The 19,367-nt window shown below is 70.4% G+C and carries 20 protein-coding genes, 1 tRNA gene and 1 other RNA gene; 8 read left to right on the top strand and 14 right to left on the bottom strand.

Annotation, left to right across the window (positions count from 1 at the left end; translation table 11 throughout):
• On the top strand, positions 1 to 194 hold a 194-nt coding region (locus ACLQ24_RS18210; protein ID WP_425892919.1), incomplete at its 5' end, for a hypothetical protein.
• 30 nt (positions 195 to 224) lie between these two features.
• On the opposite strand, the gene ACLQ24_RS18205 is transcribed toward ACLQ24_RS18210, so the two are convergent.
• Positions 225 to 1,718 (bottom strand): MFS transporter, encoded by a 1,494-nt coding sequence (locus ACLQ24_RS18205; RefSeq protein WP_425892918.1) that lies wholly within the window; start codon positions 1,716 to 1,718, stop codon positions 225 to 227.
• 107 nt (positions 1,719 to 1,825) lie between these two features.
• Here ACLQ24_RS18205 and ACLQ24_RS18200 point away from each other — a divergent pair, with 107 nt between their 5' ends.
• Positions 1,826 to 2,467 (top strand): HNH endonuclease family protein, encoded by a 642-nt coding sequence (locus ACLQ24_RS18200; RefSeq protein ID WP_425892917.1) that lies wholly within the window; start codon positions 1,826 to 1,828, stop codon positions 2,465 to 2,467.
• Positions 2,467 to 2,859 carry a hypothetical protein gene (locus tag ACLQ24_RS18195; RefSeq protein ID WP_425892916.1) on the top strand — a complete coding sequence of 131 codons (393 nt, stop codon included), beginning with the start codon at positions 2,467 to 2,469 and terminating at the stop codon, positions 2,857 to 2,859. Before ACLQ24_RS18200 ends, ACLQ24_RS18195 begins: the two co-directional genes overlap by 1 nt.
• Before the next feature lie 52 nt (positions 2,860 to 2,911).
• On the opposite strand, the gene ACLQ24_RS18190 is transcribed toward ACLQ24_RS18195, so the two are convergent.
• The 9 genes from ACLQ24_RS18190 to ACLQ24_RS18150 form a co-directional block, all read right to left on the bottom strand.
• On the bottom strand, positions 2,912 to 4,012 hold the full coding sequence (locus tag ACLQ24_RS18190) for an ABC transporter ATP-binding protein (RefSeq protein ID WP_425892914.1): 1,101 nt from the start codon (positions 4,010 to 4,012) through the stop codon (positions 2,912 to 2,914).
• Complete coding sequence (locus ACLQ24_RS18185; protein WP_396800235.1) at positions 4,009 to 4,995, bottom strand: ABC transporter ATP-binding protein; 987 nt, start codon at positions 4,993 to 4,995, stop codon at positions 4,009 to 4,011. Before ACLQ24_RS18185 ends, ACLQ24_RS18190 begins: the two co-directional genes overlap by 4 nt.
• Positions 4,996 to 5,047: 52 nt before the next feature.
• On the bottom strand, positions 5,048 to 6,007 hold the full coding sequence (locus ACLQ24_RS18180) for an ABC transporter permease (protein WP_425892933.1): 960 nt from the start codon (positions 6,005 to 6,007) through the stop codon (positions 5,048 to 5,050).
• Between the two features lie 65 nt (positions 6,008 to 6,072).
• Entirely contained in the window at positions 6,073 to 7,080 is a 1,008-nt protein-coding gene (locus ACLQ24_RS18175; protein ID WP_355052558.1) for an ABC transporter permease, read from the bottom strand.
• Between the two features lie 99 nt (positions 7,081 to 7,179).
• Positions 7,180 to 8,853, bottom strand: coding sequence for an ABC transporter substrate-binding protein (locus ACLQ24_RS18170; protein WP_425892913.1), 1,674 nt, complete (start codon positions 8,851 to 8,853; stop codon positions 7,180 to 7,182).
• A 254-nt stretch (positions 8,854 to 9,107) separates the two neighbouring features.
• A complete protein-coding gene (locus ACLQ24_RS18165) occupies positions 9,108 to 9,551 on the bottom strand; it encodes a hypothetical protein (RefSeq protein ID WP_425892912.1) in 444 nt (147 codons plus the stop codon).
• Positions 9,552 to 9,638: 87 nt separating this feature from the next.
• Positions 9,639 to 10,232, bottom strand: coding sequence for a recombination mediator RecR (recR, locus tag ACLQ24_RS18160; protein WP_425892911.1), 594 nt, complete (start codon positions 10,230 to 10,232; stop codon positions 9,639 to 9,641).
• Positions 10,233 to 10,240: 8 nt separating this feature from the next.
• Positions 10,241 to 10,549: a YbaB/EbfC family nucleoid-associated protein gene (locus ACLQ24_RS18155; RefSeq protein WP_238433593.1), complete on the bottom strand. Its 309-nt coding sequence runs from the start codon at positions 10,547 to 10,549 to the stop codon at positions 10,241 to 10,243.
• Positions 10,550 to 10,704: 155 nt separating this feature from the next.
• On the bottom strand, positions 10,705 to 11,910 hold the full coding sequence (locus ACLQ24_RS18150; RefSeq protein WP_425892910.1) for a hypothetical protein: 1,206 nt from the start codon (positions 11,908 to 11,910) through the stop codon (positions 10,705 to 10,707).
• Between the two features lie 133 nt (positions 11,911 to 12,043).
• Between ACLQ24_RS18150 and ACLQ24_RS18145 the strand changes: the two genes are divergently transcribed.
• On the top strand, positions 12,044 to 12,253 hold the full coding sequence (locus ACLQ24_RS18145) for a hypothetical protein (protein WP_425892909.1): 210 nt from the start codon (positions 12,044 to 12,046) through the stop codon (positions 12,251 to 12,253).
• A 75-nt stretch (positions 12,254 to 12,328) separates the two neighbouring features.
• Entirely contained in the window at positions 12,329 to 12,667 is a 339-nt protein-coding gene (locus ACLQ24_RS18140; protein WP_425892908.1) for a hypothetical protein, read from the top strand.
• On the opposite strand, the gene ACLQ24_RS18135 is transcribed toward ACLQ24_RS18140, so the two are convergent.
• Positions 12,614 to 15,901, bottom strand: a complete 3,288-nt coding sequence (locus ACLQ24_RS18135) for a DNA polymerase III subunit gamma and tau (RefSeq protein WP_425892907.1) — start codon at positions 15,899 to 15,901, stop codon at positions 12,614 to 12,616. The genes ACLQ24_RS18140 and ACLQ24_RS18135 overlap by 54 nt on opposite strands.
• A gap of 189 nt (positions 15,902 to 16,090) precedes the next feature.
• Positions 16,091 to 16,180, bottom strand: an RNA gene (ffs, locus tag ACLQ24_RS18130) — signal recognition particle sRNA small type.
• Between the two features lie 82 nt (positions 16,181 to 16,262).
• Between ffs and ACLQ24_RS18125 the strand changes: the two genes are divergently transcribed.
• A tRNA-Ser gene (locus tag ACLQ24_RS18125) sits at positions 16,263 to 16,347 on the top strand.
• Between the two features lie 39 nt (positions 16,348 to 16,386).
• On the opposite strand, the gene ACLQ24_RS18120 is transcribed toward ACLQ24_RS18125, so the two are convergent.
• Both ACLQ24_RS18120 and ACLQ24_RS18115 read right to left on the bottom strand, forming a co-directional pair.
• Positions 16,387 to 17,028 carry a hypothetical protein gene (locus ACLQ24_RS18120; protein ID WP_425892906.1) on the bottom strand — a complete coding sequence of 214 codons (642 nt, stop codon included), beginning with the start codon at positions 17,026 to 17,028 and terminating at the stop codon, positions 16,387 to 16,389.
• A 282-nt stretch (positions 17,029 to 17,310) separates the two neighbouring features.
• The gene (locus ACLQ24_RS18115) at positions 17,311 to 17,721 is read right to left on the bottom strand and encodes a GntR family transcriptional regulator (protein ID WP_425892905.1); all 411 of its coding nucleotides are present in this window, start codon (positions 17,719 to 17,721) and stop codon (positions 17,311 to 17,313) included.
• 242 nt (positions 17,722 to 17,963) lie between these two features.
• Between ACLQ24_RS18115 and ACLQ24_RS18110 the strand changes: the two genes are divergently transcribed.
• The gene (locus tag ACLQ24_RS18110; RefSeq protein WP_425892904.1) at positions 17,964 to 18,848 is read left to right on the top strand and encodes a helix-turn-helix domain-containing protein; all 885 of its coding nucleotides are present in this window, start codon (positions 17,964 to 17,966) and stop codon (positions 18,846 to 18,848) included.
• Between the two features lie 10 nt (positions 18,849 to 18,858).
• Complete coding sequence (locus tag ACLQ24_RS18105) at positions 18,859 to 19,098, top strand: DUF397 domain-containing protein (RefSeq protein ID WP_425892903.1); 240 nt, start codon at positions 18,859 to 18,861, stop codon at positions 19,096 to 19,098.
• Positions 19,099 to 19,367 lie beyond the last annotated feature (269 nt).

Genomic DNA, 19,367 nt, shown 5'->3' with positions numbered 1-19,367 from the left:
AGACGCAGACGCAGACGCAGACGCAGACGCAGACGCAGACGCAGACGCAGACGCAGACGCAGACGCAGACGCAGACGCAGACGCAGACGCAGACGCAGACGCAGACGCAGACGCAGACGCAGACGCAGACGCAGACGCAGACGCAGACGCAGACGCAGACGCAGACGCAGACGCAGACGCAGACGCAGACGTAGACGTAGACGGCACGCCCCCGAAGGTGGGTTCTACTTCGGGGGCGTGGCGGCGGGCATCGGGTGGCAGGGCCGCGACGGCGGCGCCGCGCGCGGCGGCCGGTGCACCAGCACGAGGGCCAGCACCGCGCCGAGCAGCAGCAGCCCCGCGCACCAGGCCAGCGCCCCTCGGAACGCGTCCGTCAGCTCGGCCTTCTGCTCGTAGCCGGCACCGGACAGGCCGACCAGCAGCGGTAGCGCGGCCACCGCGAGCAGACCTCCGGCCCGGGACGCGGCGTTGTTGAAGCCGCTGGCGACCCCGGAGAACCGGTCCTGCACCGCCGCGAGCACTGACGCCGTCAGCGGCGCCACCACCAGGGTCAGCCCGAGGCCGAAGAGCAGCACCCCGGGCAGCACGTCGGTCCAGTAGGACGCGCCCGGACCGATGCCGCGCAGCAGCAGCAGACCGACGGCGGCCATGACCGGCCCGACCGCCAGCGGCAGCCGGGGACCGATCCGCGCCGACAGCGCACCGGCCCGGGCCGAGCCGACCAACAGCAGCAGGGTCATCGGCAGCAGCGCGATCCCCGTGCGGAGTGCCGACCACTCGACCACGTTCTGCAGGTACACGGCGAAGAAGAAGGTGAAGCCTCCCAGCGCCGCGTAGACCACCACGGTGAAGAGGTTCAACACCGAGAAGAGCCGGCTGCCGAACAGCCCGGTGGGCAGCATCGCGGTGTCCCCCCGCCGCCGTTCCAGCAGCACGAAGGCCACCGCGGCCACCACACCGACAAGGGCCGCGATCAGCACCGGCGCCGAGGCGAAGCCACGCGCGGGCGCGTCGATCAGGGCGTACGTGACGCCGGCGAGCGCCAGTGCGCCGAGCACCGCCCCGGCCACGTCGAAACGGCGGCGCGTACGGCCCGGACCGTGGGTGCGGGAGGCGTTCTCGTCGCGGCTCTCCGGCACCCAGCGCAGCGCCGCCAGCACGACCAGTACGGCGATCGGCAGGTTGAGGAAGAATATCCACCGCCAGGAGAGCGCGTCGATCAGCCAGCCGCCGACGAACGGCCCCAGCGCCGTGGACACTCCGGACAGTCCGGCCCACGCGCCGATCGCCCGGCCCCGGTCGTCGGGGTGGAAACTGGCCTGGAGCACCGCGAGCGAACCCGGCGTGAGCAGCGCTCCGCCCGCGCCCTGCACGATGCGGGCCGCGATGAGCGCTCCGGTGCCCTGGGCCAGCCCGCACAGCACCGACGCGATGGTGAACCAGAGCACCCCGATGAGGAACACCCGCCGCCGGCCGAAGCGGTCTCCGAGGGACCCGCCGAGCAGGACGAACGCCGCAAGCGTCAACAGGTACCCGTTGACGGTCCACTGAAGATCTGCCACGTTGGCTCCGAGATCCTGACCAAGTTTCGGCAGTGCCACGTTGACGACTGTGGTGTCCAGGAAGACCATGCCCGAAGCGAGCACGGCCGCGAGCAGGGTTCCTCGGCCGGCGACGGTGCCCATCCGCAGTGCGGGCGACGGTACGGAGATGGTCATCCCCACAATGTGCCGTGCAGATTGTGGGAGACGCCACGAAACGCCGAAACCATCCCCGGGTACTGTGCGCAATCGCCGGGAGCCCGCAAGCTGGAGAGGTGTCGTCTGTGCGTACCAGATCAGGACCGCGTGCGTCGGTGGCCGCGCTCGTCGCGGCGCTGGCGCTCGGCATGGCCGGTTGCGTCCCGCCCGACGAGCCGGAGGGGACCCCGGCGCCGGGTGGCGGCGGTAACGCCGTCGAGCAGCTGGGCCAGCTGACCGTCGCCAACGCCGGCTCGATGAAGGGTTACAGCCGGGAGCGCTTCCCGCACTGGCGGGACACCGGCAAGAACTGCGACGTACGGGACAGCATCCTGCAACGCGACGGCAAGGACGTGAAGCTCTCCGGCTGCAACGTGGTCGGTGGTCGCTGGGAGAGCGTGTACGACGGTCGCAGCGCGACCGATCCCTCCGACGTGGACATCGACCACACGGTGCCGTTGGCCAACGCGTGGCGCTCGGGCGCCGACGAGTGGGACAACGCCAAGCGCGGTGACTTCGCCAACGACACGACACGTCCGCAGCTCATCGCGGTTTCCGCGTCCTCCAATCGGGCAAAGGGTGACCAGGATCCGTCCCAGTGGAAGCCGGCGAACCGGTCGTACTGGTGCCAGTACGCCAAGGACTGGGTGACGGTGAAGCACTACTGGAAGCTGACGGTGACCGGTGCCGAGAAGGCCGCCCTGACCGACATGTTGGAGGGCTGTTGATGAGCGAGGAAGCGGCGACAGACGCCGAGACGGACGCGGACAGCGCCCCGTCCGCCGCCGGGATGACGGCCGACGGCACCGGTGACACGCCGGCCGCGGTGCCGGGGGCCGGCATGGTCGCCGACTCGACCGGCGCGAGTGCCCCGCAGAGCCGGACCGCCGACATCGTGCCCGGTCCCGGCGGGGTGATGACCGACGAGGTCGGCGTCGTCACCGGTGAGCTGACCCTGCGCACCGAGTACGCGGACGGCAAGGTCACGCTGCGGGTGCAGTACAAGGACGCGGACGAGTGGTACGTGGTGACCGGTGGGCTGGTCGCGCTGCCCGATCCGGCGGGGCTGGACGCAGTGCACGCCGTGGCGGTGGCCCTGCTGAACCGCCCCGAGGGCTGACGACCCGTACGCCGCTCAGGGGCCGTCCGTTGCCGGACGGCCCCTGACCGCGTCACGGGGTCGCGATCAGCTCGCCCGGCGGGTCGACCGGGCCGGTGCCGTCGGTCGGGCGGACCAGCTCCACCTCGACCTCGTGCGGCCGGATCCGACCGGCGGCGATGTCCTCGGCGAAGTGGCAGGCCACCCGGTGCCCGCCGACCACGTCCCGCAGCTCCGGCCGCTCGCTCGCACAGCGGGTCGGCTGGGCCCAGGGGCACCGGGTGTGGAACCGGCAGCCCGACGGCGGGTTGGTGGGCGACGGCAGGTCGCCGGCGAGCAGGATCCGCTCTCGGCGGTCCTCGACGACCGGGTCGGGCACCGGCACCGCGGACATCAGCGCCCGGGTGTACGGGTGCATCGGCTCGCGGTACAGGTCGTCGCTGGACGCCTCCTCGACTAGACCGCCGAGGTACATCACGCCCACCGTGTCGGCGATGTGCCGGACCACCGCCAGGTCGTGCGCGATGATCAGGTACGTCAGGCCACGCTCGTTCTGCAGGTCCTCCAGCAGGTTGAGCACCTGCGCCTGGATCGACACGTCGAGCGCGGAAACCGGCTCGTCGGCGACGATCAGGTCCGGGTTGAGCACCAGCGCCCGGGCGATGCCGATCCGCTGGCGCTGACCGCCGGAGAACTCGTGCGGGTACTTGCTGAGGGCGGACGCGGGCAGACCAACCGCCTCCAGCGTCTCGCGCAGTCGCCGGTTGGTCTCGGCCTTGTCGCCGGCCAGCCCATGGGCCTTCAGACCCTCCACCAGCAGCGACTCCACCGACTGGCGCGGGTCGAGGCTGGAGAGCGGGTCCTGGAAGATCATCTGCATGCGGCGGCGGGCGTGCCGCATCGCCTCGCCCTTGAGCGCGCGCACGTCGGTGCCGTCGAAGACGATCTCGCCGTCGGTGGGCTCGACGAGCCGCAGCAGCCCCCGGCCCAGCGTCGACTTGCCGCAGCCGGACTCGCCGACCAGCCCGTACGTCTCGCCCCTGCGGATGCTCAGCGAGACGCCGTCCACCGCGTAGACGTACCCGACGGTCCGGTCGAAGAGCAGACCACTCTTGATCGGGAAGTGGACCTTGACGTCGCGCAGCTCGATCAGCGCACTGGTCTCGTCGGTCATCGGACCGCCACCTCCTCGGAGACGGGGTTGTTGCAGCGGAGGTCGCCGCCGGTGGCGGTGGGTTCGAGCGGCGGGGGTCCTTCCAGGCACGCGTCCACGACGTTGTCGCAGCGCGGCGCGAACGCGCACCCCTCGGCCCACGGGATGTTGTCGGCGACGGACCCGCGGATCGCGTGCAGCCGCTCACCGCGCGGCGAGTCCAGTCGCGGCACCGAGTTGAGCAGCCCGTGGGTGTACGGGTGCCGGGCGTGCGCGAACAGCTCGTGCCGCCGCGCCCGCTCGACCACCTTGCCGCCGTAGAGCACGTTGACCGTGTCGCAGAGCCCGGCCACCACGCCCAGGTCGTGCGTGATCATGACAAGTGCGGTGCCGGTATCGTCGACCAACTGCTTGAGCAGGGTCAGGATCTGCGCCTGGATGGTCACGTCGAGCGCGGTGGTCGGCTCGTCGGCGATCAGCAGCCGAGGCTTGCAGGCCAGCGCGATGGCGATCAGGGCGCGCTGGCGCATGCCGCCGGAGATCTGGTGCGGGTACTCGCTGAGCCGCCGCTGCGGGTCGGGAATGCCGACCGCGTCGAGCAGGTCCCGAGCCTCCCGCAGCGCCTGCTTGCGGTCCCGGCCCTGGTGGCGTTCCAGCACCTCGGCCACCTGCACACCGATCGGGATGACCGGGTTCAACGACGATAGTGGGTCCTGGAAAATCATGCTGATCTCCCGGCCGCGCCGGTCACGCATGTCGTCCGGTCGTAGCTTCAGCAGGTCGGTGCCCTCGAACAGCACCTCGCCGGTGACCTTGTTGCCCCGCTTGGGCAGCAGGCCCATGATGGCGAGGCTGGTCACGCTCTTGCCGCAGCCGGATTCGCCGACCAGGCCGACGGTCTGACCGGGCTCCACCGTGAAGCTGACCTTGTCGACGGCGGTGAAGGGTCGCTCGCCCCGCCGCTGAAACACGACGCTCAGGTCGCGGACGTCGAGCAGGCTCATCGGGTCACTTCCTCACTGCTGTGGTTCATCGCTCGCGATGCGCGCACGGCGGTCACCGCCGGTTCTTCGGGTCGATCGCCTCACGCATGGCCTCACCCAGCAGGGTGAAGCCGAGCGCGACCACGATGATCGCGAGCGCCGGGTAGTACGCCAGCTCGGGGCGGACCTCGAAGTACCGCTGACCGTCCACGCCCAGCATCAGGCCCCACTCGGCCCGGTTGATGTCCGGGTCGCCGAGGCCCAGGAAGGAGAGCGCCGCCGCGTCCAGGATGGCCACCGCGAAGGTCAGGGTGGCCTGCACGATCACCGCGGTCAGCGAGTTGGGCAGCATGTGCCGCAGCACGATGTTGCGCTCCTTGACGCCGAGCGCGCGGGCGGCGAGCACGTGGTCGCTCTCCCGCTGGGCCAGCATCGAGCCGCGCAGCAATCGGGCGAAGATCGGCACGCTCACGATCGCCACCGCGAAGATGACGGTCCACTGGCTCGACCGGCTCGCCATCGCGACCAGGGTGATCGCCAGCAGCAGGCTCGGCAGGGCCAGCATCACGTCGGTGAGGCGCATGAGGACCACGTCGATCCAGCCGCCGAAGGCACCGGCGATCGCGCCGATCAGCACACCGAGCGCGAGGCCGATGAGGGTGGCGAGTACGCCGACGAAGAGCGTCTGCCGGGCCCCGTAGATCATTCGGGACAGGAAGTCCCGGCCGAGCGGGTCGGAGCCGAGTGGGAAATCTCCGCTGGCGCCCGGGATGCTGTCCACGGTGAGGTTCTTGGTCAGCTCGTCGAAACGCTGCACCGGGTCGTGTGGCGCGATCAGCGGAGCGAAGATCGCCACCAGGACGAACAGTCCGACGATGCTGGCCCCGACGATGGCGACCGGGTTACGTCGCAGCCGGCGCGCGGCGTCCCTCACGAGGCTGACGCCACCCCGGTCGGACGCGCTCGCACGGGCCAGCCCGTCCAGCCGCGCCTTCTTGCGGTCGCCGAGTACGCCGATGCTGCGCTCGCTCATCCCGGTTCGGGGCTTGTCTTCTCCACTGCGGGGCGCCGGCGCTCCGGGCTGGGTGATCGGGTCACTCATCGCACACGCACCCTCGGGTCGATGAAGGCGTAGGAGAGGTCGACCAGCAGGTTGACCACCACGAAGACCAGCGCGGCGAGCAGGATGATCGCCTGGAGCACCGGGTAGTCCCGGCCGCCGCTGATCGAGTCCGTGATCAGGGTCCCGAGGCCGCCCCAGTTGTAGACCTTCTCGGTGAGCACCGCGCCGGAGAGCAGCGCGCCGGTCTGCAGACCGATGGTGGTGACCACCGGCAGCAGCGCGTTGCGCAGGATGTGCCTACCCCGGATGGTGCGGTGCCGCAGGCCCTTCGCCTCGGCGGTCCGCACGTAGTCCTCGTTGAGAACGTCGAGCACGCTGGCCCGGGTGATCCGCACGATCACGGCCAGCGGGATGGTGGCGAGCGTGATCGCCGGAAGGATCAGGTGCCACAGCGCGTCGGCGCTGGCGTCGAACTCCCGGGTCAGCAGGCCGTCGAGGACGAAGAATCCGGTGACGTTCGTGTTGTCCAGGCCGGTGGTGAGCCGTCCGGACGGCGGGAACCAATGGATGTTCTGCGTGAAGACGTCCTTGAGCAGGTAACCCAGGAAGAAGATCGGAATCGAAATGCCGAGCAGGGTGCCGGCGATGGTGAGGTTGTCCGGCCAGCGCCCTCGCCAGCGCGCGGCGAGATACCCCAGCGGCACCCCGAGCCCGACGGCGATGATCATCGCGGCGATGGCCAGCTCGACGGTGGCCGGGAAGGCACGGCTGATGACCTCGGTGACCGGGTCACCGGTACGGATCGAGTTGCCAAAGTCGCCGGTGAGGACTCGCTGCATGAACTTGCCGTACTGCACCAGGATCGGCTGGTCGTAGCCGAGCGCCTTGGTCAGCAGGGCACGGCGCTCGGGCGTGGCCCGCTCACCGAGCAGCGCCTCGACGGGACCGCCGGGCAGATTCCGCAGCCAGATGAAGATCAGCGCCGACAGGGCTATGAGGGTCACCACCAACTGCAGCAGGCGGCGGACTATGACTCGCAACATCTCTCACACACCAGACTCTCGATGAACCGCGGATCGGCCCGGGCCGGGGAGGAGCCCCGGACCCGGGCCGATCACGCCTACGGCGTCAGCCGACGGACGTCACTTGCCGACGCTGACCGTGTTGAATCGCTCGTCGGTCAGCGGGCTGGCCACCAGGCCCTTGACATCCTTGGTGACGACGATCGCCGGCGGCGCGTGCCAGACCGGCACGGCCGGCAGCCACTTGGCGGCGATGTCCCGGTTGACCTGCTCCCAGGCGGCCTTCTTGGCGGCGTCGTCGACGGTGCCGTCGGCCTTGGCGATCGCGTCGAACATCTCGTTCATCGACTGGTCGCCGAACTCGACCTTGCCCCGGCCGAAGAACGTGCCGACGAAGTTGCCCGGGTCGTTGTAGTCACCGGTCCAGCCGAGGATGTGCAGGTCCTGCTTGCCGAACTGCTGCACGTCGTCCTTGAAGCCACCGTTCCACGGGCGAGGCACACCGTTGACCTTGATGCCCACGGCCTGGAGGTCGTTGGCGAGGACGGTGAAGATCTCCTGCGGGTTCGGCATGTACGGCCGGGAGACGTCCGGCGGGTAGTAGAAGTTGAGCGTCAGACCCTCGGCGCCGGCCTCCTTGAGGAGCTGCTTGGCCTTGTCCGGGTTGTACTCGTACTTCTGCACGTCCGGGGCGTAGCCCAGCACGGTGTCCGGCATGAACTCGTCGGCGACCTTCGCGCCACCCGGGCCCTTGGTCTGCACGAGCTGCTGACGGTTGAGCGCGTAGGCGATCGCCTGCCGCACCCGCAGGTCCTTGAGCTTCGGGTTCTTCTGGTTGATGCCGAGGTACAGGATGTTGAAGGCCGGACGGTTGATGACCTGGAAGCCCTCACCCTCGAGCGCCTTGCGGTCGGCCGGCGCCGGGAAGTCGATGCCCTGCACGGTGCCGGCACGGAGCTCCTGCTTGCGGGTGCTCTCGTCCTTGATGACCTTGATGATCATCTTGTCCACCTTGGCCTTGTCGCCAAAGTAGTCCGGGTTCCGGTTCAGGGTGATCTCGTTCTTGGCCTTGTCCCAGCCACCGAAGGTGAACGGGCCGGTGCCGACCGGGTGCTCGTTGGCGAACGCACTGTACGAGAACGAGTCACCGTTCTGCGTGACCGTGTCGGCGTCGTACTTCTTGAGCGCCTCGGGGCTCGCGATCGACAGCGAGGTCAGCGCGAAGGCGCCGGGGAAGGCACCCTTGTACTTGTTGAGGGTCAGGACGGCGGTTCCGTCGCCCTTGGCCTCGCACTTGTTGTAGATCGACTCGCCGGCGCCCTCGGCCTCGTTCTTCGCGAATCCGCCGAAGGTGTCCATGTAGTAGATCATCTGGGACTGGGCGGCGGCGCCCTTCATGTTGTACCAGCGGTCGAAGTTGTAGCAGACCGCGGCCGCGTTGAAGGGGGTGCCGTCGTGGAACTTCACGCCCTGCCGCAGCTTGAACGTCCAGACCTTACCCGCGGGGTCGTGCTCCCAGCTCTCGGCCAGGCCGCCCTGCAACTCGGCGGTGCCCGGCTTGTGGCTCACCAGAGTGTCGAACATCTGCCGGACCGGCCGGAACGACTCACCGTCATCGTTGAAGATCGGATCGAAGTTCTTCGGGTCACCGGCACCCGCGAAGATGAAGGTGCCGCCAGTCTTGGCCTCGCCACTGTCGCCGTCGCGCTCGCTCTTCGCGCAGCCGGCCGCGCCGACCGCCAGAGCGGCAACGGCCGCGATGGCCACGGCCGTTTTAAGCCTTCTCGCCTGCATCTCTCACCTCTGTCATGCGCATGACCACGCCGAGCTGTGGCTCGGTCCGTGTGCGGGAGGCTATGACATGTAATACCGGAAGCGGAACGGCCGTCAGGCAATCGCTACCAAGCCGACACCTTGCGCAGTCGTCTGACAGTCGACGGCACGACGAACACATCAAGCGACACATAGACCGTGTTGCTCTGGGGCGCGACGAGACCACCGCCGGCCACCGGATGTCGCAGGCCACGGACAGTATCCAGAGCAGTCGATCAGGGCGCGGGCGGTGGGCAGGCCTCCAGCCGCTCGACATCCGAACCTGCCCGGGCCGTGCCCAAGTCGTGGAAGGTCACGCGGTGACAGGCGTTCACGTGACTCACCCCGAACACCACGCCGTAAGGGGCGGAACCGTACACGGTCACCACCAGGTCAGGCGCCCGGCGGACCTCCCGCACCTCGACCTGGGCGCCCTCCGCGACCGCCGCCAACCGTTCGTCGGTCGGCGTCGGATCGCCGGTGGCGACCACCCCCGCGCCGAACGCCCGGGAGTTCCGCGTCACCGCGACTTCGGCCTCGGCCTCCTGGGCGCTGGTGTCCGCGGCCGCTCGCCGGCTTGCCACCTCGATCGCCACGAGGACGCCACCGAAGGCCAGCGCCAGCACGGCCACCAGGACCGCCGGGGTCCAGGACCGCCCGTCCGAACGTCGCGTCGCCACACGCCACCTCCCCAGGTACGCCAGTGGGCCCGCGCTCGTAGCGCGGACCCACTCAGTTGTAGCCCACCGGTGGCGATCTGTGGGGGGTCAGACAGCCCGGCGGCCCTCGAAGGCCCTGCCCAGGGTGATCTCGTCGGCGTACTCGAGGTCGCCGCCGACCGGTAGGCCGCTGGCCAGCCGGGTCACCGCGATCCCCATCGGCTTCACCATCAGCGCCAGGTAGGTGGCGGTCGCCTCGCCCTCGGTGTTGGGGTCGGTGGCGAGGATCAGCTCCCGCACCGCACCGCCGCTCAACCGGGTCATCAGCTCCCGGATACGCAGATTGTCCGGGCCGATCCCTTCCAGCGGATTGATCGCGCCGCCGAGCACGTGGTAGCGACCCCGGAACTCACCGGTCCGCTCGACGGCCACCACGTCCTTGGGCTCCTCCACCACGCACAGCACCTCGTCGGTGCGGCGCGGGTCGCGGCAGATCCGGCACTGCTCGGACTCCGCCACGTTGTAACAGGTCGTGCAGAAGCGCACCAGCTCCTTGACCTTGCGCAGCGCGCCGGCCAGCCGGTTGACGTCGGCCGGATCGGCCGAGAGGACGTGGAACGCGATCCGCTGGGCGCTCTTCGGGCCTACGCCCGGCAGTCGCCCCAGCTCGTCGATCAGATCCTGGATGGCGCCTTCGTACATCTGCCGGCTCAGAAACCGGGCAGGCCGAGGCCGCCCATGCCGCCGGCGACCGGGCCCATCTTGCGCTCGGTCAACTCACGCGCCGCCTCGGCGGCGTTGTGCACAGCCGCCACCACCAGGTCCTCCAGCGTCTCCACGTCGTCCGGGTCGACGGCCTTCGGGTCGATCTTGATGGCCTTCAGCTCGCCGGCGCCCGAGACGGTCGCGGTGACCAGCCCTCCGCCGGCCGTGCCGGTCAGCTCGGCCTCGGCCAACTCGGCCTGGGCGGCGGCGATCTGCTGCTGCATCTTCTGCGCCTGCTTCAGCATCTGCTGCATGTTCGGCTGTCCACCTGGGCGCACGGATGGCTCCTTCTCGCACTCGTCTGCTCGGCCGCCGACCAGCCTAACCGCTGGGACCGACGCCGCCGTGCCCGGTGCGTCCACCCACGCCGGGCCTTCGGAGCTCCTTCGCCGGCCGGGGACGCCGGGGCTCAGAGCCGGTCGTACTGCTCGCGGACCAGGGACTCGACGACCGGCACGGTTCCCGGCGGGCCGCCGACCGCGCTGACGATCAGGACGACCTCGTCCCGGCCGGCGACGGCCCAGACCCCGGTCCGTTCGGCATCCACGAAGACCGCTGACCCCGGCACCTCGGCGAGCGGCGTCACCTCGCCGGGGGTCGCCTCCCGCAGGTCGCTGTAGGAACGCTGGAACTGCTCCGCCGACCCCGCCGAACCGAACTGGAGCAGGGTGATCGACACGAGGGTGGCGTCTGGGCGGGTCCAGGCCGTGGCAGCCGTGTGGATCACGTCGCCACCCGCCTGTTCGGCGAGCAGGTTCGCTCGCGCCTCGGAGAGCGGCAGAGCCCGACCCAGGTCGATTTGACCGTCCGCCACGGCCGGCGCGGCAGAGGCCCAACCGGCGGGAGCCGCCACCACCAGCGCACCAAGATCGGGGGTCTGGTCGTCGACCGAGTCGATCGCCCGCCAGCTGACCGTGATGAGGAGGACTGCCACGCCGAGGACCGCCACCACGCCAGCGATCGGTGCGGGTCGCCGCCACCAGGGCGCCTCCGGACGGGCGTTCCGGCGTGAACCCTGCCAGACGAAGGGCGTCGAATCCGCCGCAACCGGCGGGTCCGTCGCGGCAGACTCATCCACGGGTACGACGGGGGCGGCCTCCGGTGCGGTCGGCGTCGACGGCTCCGGCAGGGCTGTGACGGCACGTACCAGCAGCAGCACCCCGAACAAGGCGGACCAGACACCACCAAGGAGGTCCGCGCTGGGACCGTCCTTCAACGGGAACCCGCTGACGTCGATGGCGGCCGTGGCCGGTAGGAGGGTGCCGACTCCCAGCACCACACCGAGCAGGATCGCGGCCAACCGCACACCGAACCGCCACTGCGGGCGTACCCACGCCGCCACCAGCAGCATCAGCAGCAGCAGCGCCCACCCGACGTACAGCGGTTGCCAGTAGCCCGCGAGGTCGGTCAGCCCGAACGTCCGCGCCTCGGTCGAGGGCGCTCGGCCGAACAGCCGGTCCACGGCGAAATCGCTGCGACGCACCGTCACCCACGGCATCGACCGCGCCGAGATCAGCAGGATCAGGCCGGCGATCGCCAGCACCGCCGCCTTCGCGTGGTCACGGCCGAACCGGCTGCCGTCGGCGGCTTCCTCCGCAGTCGAGGTGATCTTCACGGCGCACATCCTGACAGCGCCCCGAAAGACCGTCCACCCCATCGAATCGCCTGCGGGGTACGGCTACCACTACCCCGAACCGGCCGTCTGCCCGTAGTGCGCCGGGCACCCCCGTACTGGCCTGCTCGACGGCATGAACCTCACCCGCAGTGGCCGCGTCGCCGCGCTGTGCTGGGCGGTGGCCGCACCGGTGTTCCTGGTGGCCAGCCTGATCACCGGGCTGCGCTGGCGCGAGCCGACCTACAGCTGGGCCGCCCACAACATCAGCGACTTCGGCAACGTCCACTGCGGGACCTGGGACACCACCCGGCCCGTCTCGGCTGCTCGCCCTGGCATCCGCTGATGAACGCCGCGATGCTGACCACCGCCGTCCTGCTCGCCACCGGGCTGCTGCTGACCTGGCAGCTTCTCGGTCGGGGTGGCGAACTCCACGGTGCTCGGCCGGTGGCGACGGCTCTCCCTCGCCGCCGGGCTCACGGCGCTGGTCGGCACCGTGCTGTTCGTCGCCCAGCAGGGCACCGGCATCGGGGTGGGCGGCATGGAACGAGTAGCCGTGCTGCCCTTCCCCCTCTGGGCCTGCTGCCTCGGAGTCCTCCTTGCCGAAACCCCCAACCGCGCGATCTTGCACTTCTGCGCCCACATAAGGGGCAGTCCACGCAGGAAGGCGACCGAAGCTGCAAGATCGCCGGGGGTGGAGGGTGGGCTAGCGGGCGTCGATCTCGTTGATCTTCTCGGCGCCGAAGGTCTCGCGGAGTAGGCGTACCGCCTGCTCCTCACTTGACTCCCGGGCGGTCTTCTCATCGATGATCTCGTCCAGCGGCTCGTCGCCCGGGTCGAACCCCTCGAAGGCCGGTGCCGGGGCCGGTGCCGCACCGCCGGGCCGGCCGGCCCGCGCCGGGCCGTCGAAGTCCGGGTCGTAGGGCGGCTCGCCGGCCCATTCGGCGTCCGCGACGGGCCGGGCTGCCGCTCCGGTACGCGCACCGCGCCCCGCCGCCGCCGCGCGAGCCGCGGCGATGGCGCTGCTCACCGGGGCGCCACCGGCTGGCGCCGGCTGCCGGGCCGCCGGTGTCGAGTTACCCCGTCCGCCCGGCTTACCGCCACCGGCCGCCGCCCCGGGACCGCCCGAACCGCCTGGCCCGGTGCCGTTCGTCCCAGCGCCGTTGGTGCTGCCACCGTCGTTCGCGACGCTGCCGTTCGCGACGCTGCCGTTCGCGACGCTGCCGTTCGTGCCAGCGCCGTTCGCGACGCTGCCGTTCGCGACGCTGCCGTTCGTGCCAGCGCCGTTGGTGCCGCTACCGTTCGCGCCGGTCGACGCCAGCACGGAGGGGGAGCTCGACTCATTTCCCGCCGACGCGCCGCCGGGGCGGGCGGCCTCCGGCCAGTCCTCGTCGTCCGTAGCCTCGGGGGCGGGGGCGGCACCGCCGGGGCGGGCCGCCTCCGGCCAGTCGCCGTCGTCGTCCGCCGCCGGGGCGGGCGACGCTGCACCCTGCCCACCAGCTCCGGGACCACCGGACCCCGCGCCGACACCGCCCCGCGAGGCCGACCCGGCAGCGCCGGTCGGGTTCACCGCGGTGGACAGCGCGTTCGTCGGACCGGCAGCAGCGGTCGAGGCGTTGGACGCAGCACTCCCCGGCCCGGCTGCGTTCGAGCCAGGCACGGCGTTCGAGCCTGGTTCTGCGCTGAAGCCTGCCGGATCCGAGCCGGGCGCGGCGTTCGAGCGTGACGCGGGATTCGAGCCAAGCGCCGCGTTCGAACCAGGCACGTTCGAACCAGGCACGTTCGAACCAGGCACGTACGAACCAGGCACGTTCGAACCAGGCACGTACGAACCAGGCACGTACGAACCAGGCACGTACGAACCAGGCACGTTCGAACCAGGCACGTTCGAACCAGGCACGTACGAACCAGGCACGTTCGAGCTGGTTGCGGCTGGCGGCGCGCTCGTCGGGGCGGCGGCAGTCGGGGTCGCAGGCGGCGGCGCGGCGGGTCGGGCCGGTGCGGTGGGCTGCGAGCGCGGTGGGCCGGACAGAGACGTGCCGCCCCGCTCGCCAGCCACCTCGCAGCGGATCTGCCAGCGTCCGCCCAACTCCTCGTAGAGCGCGTCGGTGAGCACCGCCGCGTGATCGGCCATCATCTTGGCCAGCACGGAGGACTTCACGGTCAACACCAGCATGTCGCCGTCGAGTTCGCGGACCACCGCGTCGCGCATCAGGGCGGCGATCCGCTTGTTGGTCCGGTTGACCTTGCCGACCACGTCGGGCCAGACCCGGCGTACGGCGACCGCGTCCAGCGCAGGGGCCGGCGCATCCGGGCGGGGTGGCGCGGGGGTCGCCGGGTCGGGCAGCACGGCCGACGGCGGCACCACCCGACGCAGGGTCGGCGAGCCGGTGCCCGGTCCGGCGGGCGAGACGGCCGCCGCTGCGGACGTCGGGGCAGCGGCCGACGCGCCGGGCGACACCGGAATCGGTGAGTCCGCACCCAAGGGCGCGTGCGAGCCTCGGATGCCCGCGTCGGTGGCGGCCGAGCCAGCAACGCCAGCGGCAGCGGCCGAGCCGGCAGCGCCGGCGGCAGCGGCCGAGCCAGCAACGCCAGCGGCAGCGGCCGAGCCGGCAGCGCCGGCGGCACCAGGGACGGCAGCGGCCGAGGCGGCGGAACCGGTGGTCCGCGGGGCCGGGGATGCCGTCGGGTCGACATCCCACGGCGGTGCGGAGGTCGGGGCGTCGGCGGGTGCGGGGCTTGCGGCAGCCGGGACCGGAGGGGCGTGCTGTGGGCGTACCCCTGGGGTCGTCGCTGGCGCGGAGGCGGCGGCCGGCGGCGCGTCGGTGCCGGCCAGGGTGAGCCGGCGTTCCATCCGTTCGAGGCGCTGGAGCAGGCCACCGGTGGAGTCGTCCACGCCGGGGAGCAACATGCGGGCGCAGATCAGCTCCAGCAGCAGGCGGGGCGCGGTGGTGCCGCGCATCTCCACCAGGCCGTCGTGGACGATGTCGGCGCAGCGGGAGAGCGTGCCCTGGCCGAGCTGCGCGGCCTGGGCGGCCATCCGCTCGATCTGGTCGGCCGGGCCGTCGATGAGGCCCTTCGCGGCGGCGTCCGGTACCTGCTGGATGACGATGAGGTCGCGCAACCGTTCCAGCAGGTCGGAGGCGAACCGGCGCGGGTCGTGCCCGGCCTCGGCGACCCGGTCGACGGTGGCGTACGCGGCGGCGCCGTCACCGGCGGCCAGCGCGTCGCACATCTCGTCGATCAGTGCGGCGTCGGTGACGCCGAGCAGCGCTGCCGCGCGGGCGTAGCTGACGCCCTCCGGACCTGCGCCGGCGATGAGCTGGTCGAGCACCGAGAGGCTGTCCCGGGCGCTGCCGCCACCGGCGCGCACCACCAGCGGAAAGACCGCCGGCTCGACGGTGACGCCCTCGGCCTGGGTGAGCTGTTCGAGGTACGGGCGCAGCACCTTCGGCGGGATGAGCCGGAACGGATAGTGGTGGGTCCGCGAGCGGATCGTGCCGAGGACCTTCTCCGGCTCCGTGGTGGCGAAGATGAACTTGACGTACTCCGGCGGCTCCTCGACGAGCTTGAGCAGGGCGTTGAAGCCCTGGGTCGAGACCATGTGCGCCTCGTCGATCACGTAGATCTTGAAGCGGCTGCTGGCTGGCGCGAAGAACGCGCGCTCGCGCAGCTCACGGGCGTCGTCGACACCACCGTGGCTGGCCGCGTCGATCTCGATCACGTCGATCGAGCCGGCGCCGTCGGTGGCCAGTGAGCGGCACGACTCACACTTGCCGCACGGCTCCGGGGTGGGGCCCTGCTCGCAGTTGAGCGAGCGGGCCAGGATCCGGGCGCTGGAGGTCTTGCCGCAGCCACGGGGGCCGGAGAAGAGGTAGGCGTGGTTGAGCCGGCCGCTGCGCAGCGCCTGCGACAACGGCTCGGTGACGTGCTCCTGCCCGATGACCTCGGCGAAGGTACGTGGCCGGTACTTGCGGTAGAGCGCCAGCGTCACTCGTCCCGCCTCCTCTCGACCGAGCCATTCTGCGCCGGTCGGGCGCGGGTGACCACCCACCCCGCCGGGCAGCTTGGGTTACCCCGGGTTGCCGCGCTTGATCGACTCCACCTCGGCGACGTGGCGGTATCCACAGCCCAGAACAGCCCCACATCGGCGACCTGGAGTGGCTCAAGGCCCCGGAGACAAAAAGGCCTCCCGTGCACCCGGCAGAGCTCGCTTATCCTTGCTGCCTTCCGGCCCTGGGGAGGTTCACGAGATACCGCCGCACGGGAGGTGACGCCAACCCTACCCGACGGCCCGTCGATCTTCAGGGGGTGGTGGGGTGTCCCGGCCGGCGGCGGCCTGTATCCTGGCTCGCGGAGGATTCGCCTAGAGGCCTAGGGCGCACGCTTGGAAAGCGTGTTGGGTTTACACCCTCACGAGTTCGAATCTCGTATCCTCCGCTCGAAGCAACACCCCAAAGGTGCAGGTCAGGGCCGGTCTCAGGACCGGCCCTGATGATCTTTAGGGGCCTGGTAGGGGCGAGCGTCATTCAGCGGTCCATCAGACGGCGCAAGCCGCACGACCGAGGCACCGTTCCGCTTCCCGCCGAGGCGGGTACGCACGCCGTCGACGTACCCCTCTTCGTACGTCGGCTTGGGACCCTCGTCCATCTGACGCCACCGCGTCAGACCGTCCGCGTAGCCCTGCGCCATGCCCACCTCAACCCCACGGGCGAACTCCGCCCGGCGCGCTTGATCGAGCTCAGCCGCCGCCTGATCGCGCACGTGCCTCTCCCGCACCATCGCGAGCTCCGCCTCGTCTCGCCGCCCCTGCTCTCGGGACCACTCAATCAGCTGCGCCCGCTCGGCCACCATCGCCTCCATCGCGATCGTCAAACGGCCCGCGACCCCAGCGGTCTCCGTGAGCTGCCGTCGCTGCGCCCGCAGCTCCGACCCGACTTCGCCCACACGGCGCACCGCCCCGCCGACCGCTAGGAGGATCACCGTCCCAGCGCCGCACACGATCGTGCCGATCTGAGCGAGCGCGTGCGCCTGGTCGACGACGGGCGCGGCGTACCACTGGGTGCAGACCACCACAGCGAGCGAGCCAACAGCACCGGCCGCTGCGGCCGCTGCCGCCACGTGAATGCGTGTAGTTGACATTCGATGACCTTTCCCCGTGAAGCCGTCCGGCCAGCGGCAACGAGACCGCAGCGGGAGGCTCCCCAATCGGACCGGCCCATGGTTGCGCAGCAGACGATCTTGCGCAGTACCCCGTTCATCCAAAGAGGACCCGCAGCTGGAGAGTCGTACAGGTTTGCAGTCATTCACGCTGCGTCATTTGCGAAATGCGATGAGTGAGGCGAGTGGGGCCAACTCCGCAAATCCCGACCGAACGCATGTTCTAAAAAACAAGATCGCCGATCATGACGTGCTGAGCTCGGTCCGATCAGCCGGATATACGCCCCGTAGCCGACCGCCAAGCGTGACCACGAGCACCGACACCACTGCCCCTGGCTCGATACCCAACCGGGCCCGCTCCGCCTCCGTCGGCATCCGCGACCGCACCCGAGCGCCGCGCGGCACCGCCACCACCTCGCGAGGCTGCTCATCGACGACCCGTGTGCCGTAGCCGGGCTCGGTGACCACCAGGCCATCCAGGCGCAGCGTTGCGAGAGTTCGGCGGATCGTCTCCCGGCCGACGCCGTACTCACCCTCCAGCGTCCGTATCGACGGCAGCATGGCACCCGGGCGTAGGTCGCGGGAAGCGATCTGACCACGCAGGATATCGGCGATTTGCAGGTAGGCAGGCCGACCACTGTGGGGATCGAGCACGTCCGCACGGTACGTACGCAACCGGGTCGAGGTTCCCCGGACCCGGGGGCCCCGGGGCCCCCGGTACGCCCAGAGAGCCCAGTTGACGCGACTGGGTTCTCTGGGTAGTGCCGCCGCCTCCGACCCGCGTCGAGGGGCACCCCAGGGTATCGGGACGCACCGACACCGGTCACTGCGCCAGCCGGCCAGGGGTGAGTACCCTCGATGCCGACCGGCATGATTCGACCCGGCAAGGAGGCAGGGTGACCCCCAACCCGCTGGCCAAGATGCGAAGGCTCGCCGCAGCCCTGCACGACCTACGCACCAGCCACGGCTACAACCACGCCGAACTCAGTCGCAAGTCCGGCATCAGCGCGTCAGTGATCAGCCGCATCGAGAACCCTGTCAACGACCTGCGCCGCGCGAACCTCCTGTCCGTCCGCCGGCTCCTCGACGCGCTGGAAGTGCCGCGCAACAGCCAAGAGTGGGCCGCCATCGAGAGCTACACCGAGGACGCCTCAGCCGCCCGCTGGTGGGACGCCGCACCGTACTCCCGAATGGGCGACGGGCAGCGCATCTCGGCGCTCATCGAGGCGGGAGCCGCCTCGGTTTGGGACTACGCGGGCTTACTCTTGCCTGGCGTCGTGCAGACGGCGGCGTACGCGCGCCATCGCATCCTGGCGGTGGCGGGAGATAACCCGGCCGCCGATCCGGAGCCGATCGTCGCCGGTCGCCTGGAGCGACAGCGGCGAGTCGTTACCGAAGGGTCGACCGAGTACACCCTGGTCTTGGAGGAACAGGCGATCCGTCGCCATCCGGTCCCGGCACCCGTGATGCGGGAGCAGCTCGAACATCTACTGTCACTGATCGGCGACGGCGTGAGTATCCGCGTTGTGCCCGTCGACGCCCATCTCGATGATGGGTTCGCGCCCCGGGCGCCGTTCGCCCATGTGTCATACCCCGATCCGCTGGATCCGCCGATCGTAGGAGTGGACAACGCCGCGGTCCGCGTTTCCCTTGTCACCGACCCGGTCGAGGTGACGGCGTATGCGCAGCTGCACCTGCGGCTGCTTCGTGCCGCACTGTCTGACGCGGACAGTGCGGCGCTTATCCGCGAGGTGTCCAGTTCACTGGCCACCACGATCTGAGGAGACCTCTATGTCCGACCCGCGCCAGTTCACCAACCGCACCAACGCCCGGTTCAGCAAGTGGATGAAGAGCCCATCGTCGGGGCCGAACGAAGGCTGCCTGTACGTCTCCAGCGCCGCTGACGGCTCCGGCGACGTCGCCCTGGCCGACAGCAAGGCGGGGCCTGACGCGCCGATCCAGATCCTCAACCGCGTCGAGTGGACAGCGTTCATTGACGGAGCAAAGGCGGGGGCATTCGACCACATCTGAGCTGTTTCACCGTGAAGGCCGGCACCGGTTGGTGCCGGCCTTCATCTATATCGCTCAGCGTGGCCCCCTTGTGACCTTGGGCGCAGAATGCCAGGGTGGTAGATGCCGGAGCGAATTATGCCGGCACACAGGATGCGGCAGCACAGATCCTCAGCACCCGAACCTGCCGCGGTCGCATCCACCAGCCGGGCACGGCGTGAGTTGCCCTGTGTCAAGCCGCCGCAAGTTGATCTTGTCTGATCAGCTGTTGGAGGGCTCTGTGGTGGTCT

It is taken from the genome of Micromonospora sp. DT4 (assembly GCF_049841675.1).
Lineage (GTDB): Bacteria > Actinomycetota > Actinomycetes > Mycobacteriales > Micromonosporaceae > Micromonospora.
The sequence above is the reverse complement of the archived record's forward strand: the minus strand, read 5'-3'. Positions and strand labels throughout refer to the sequence as shown.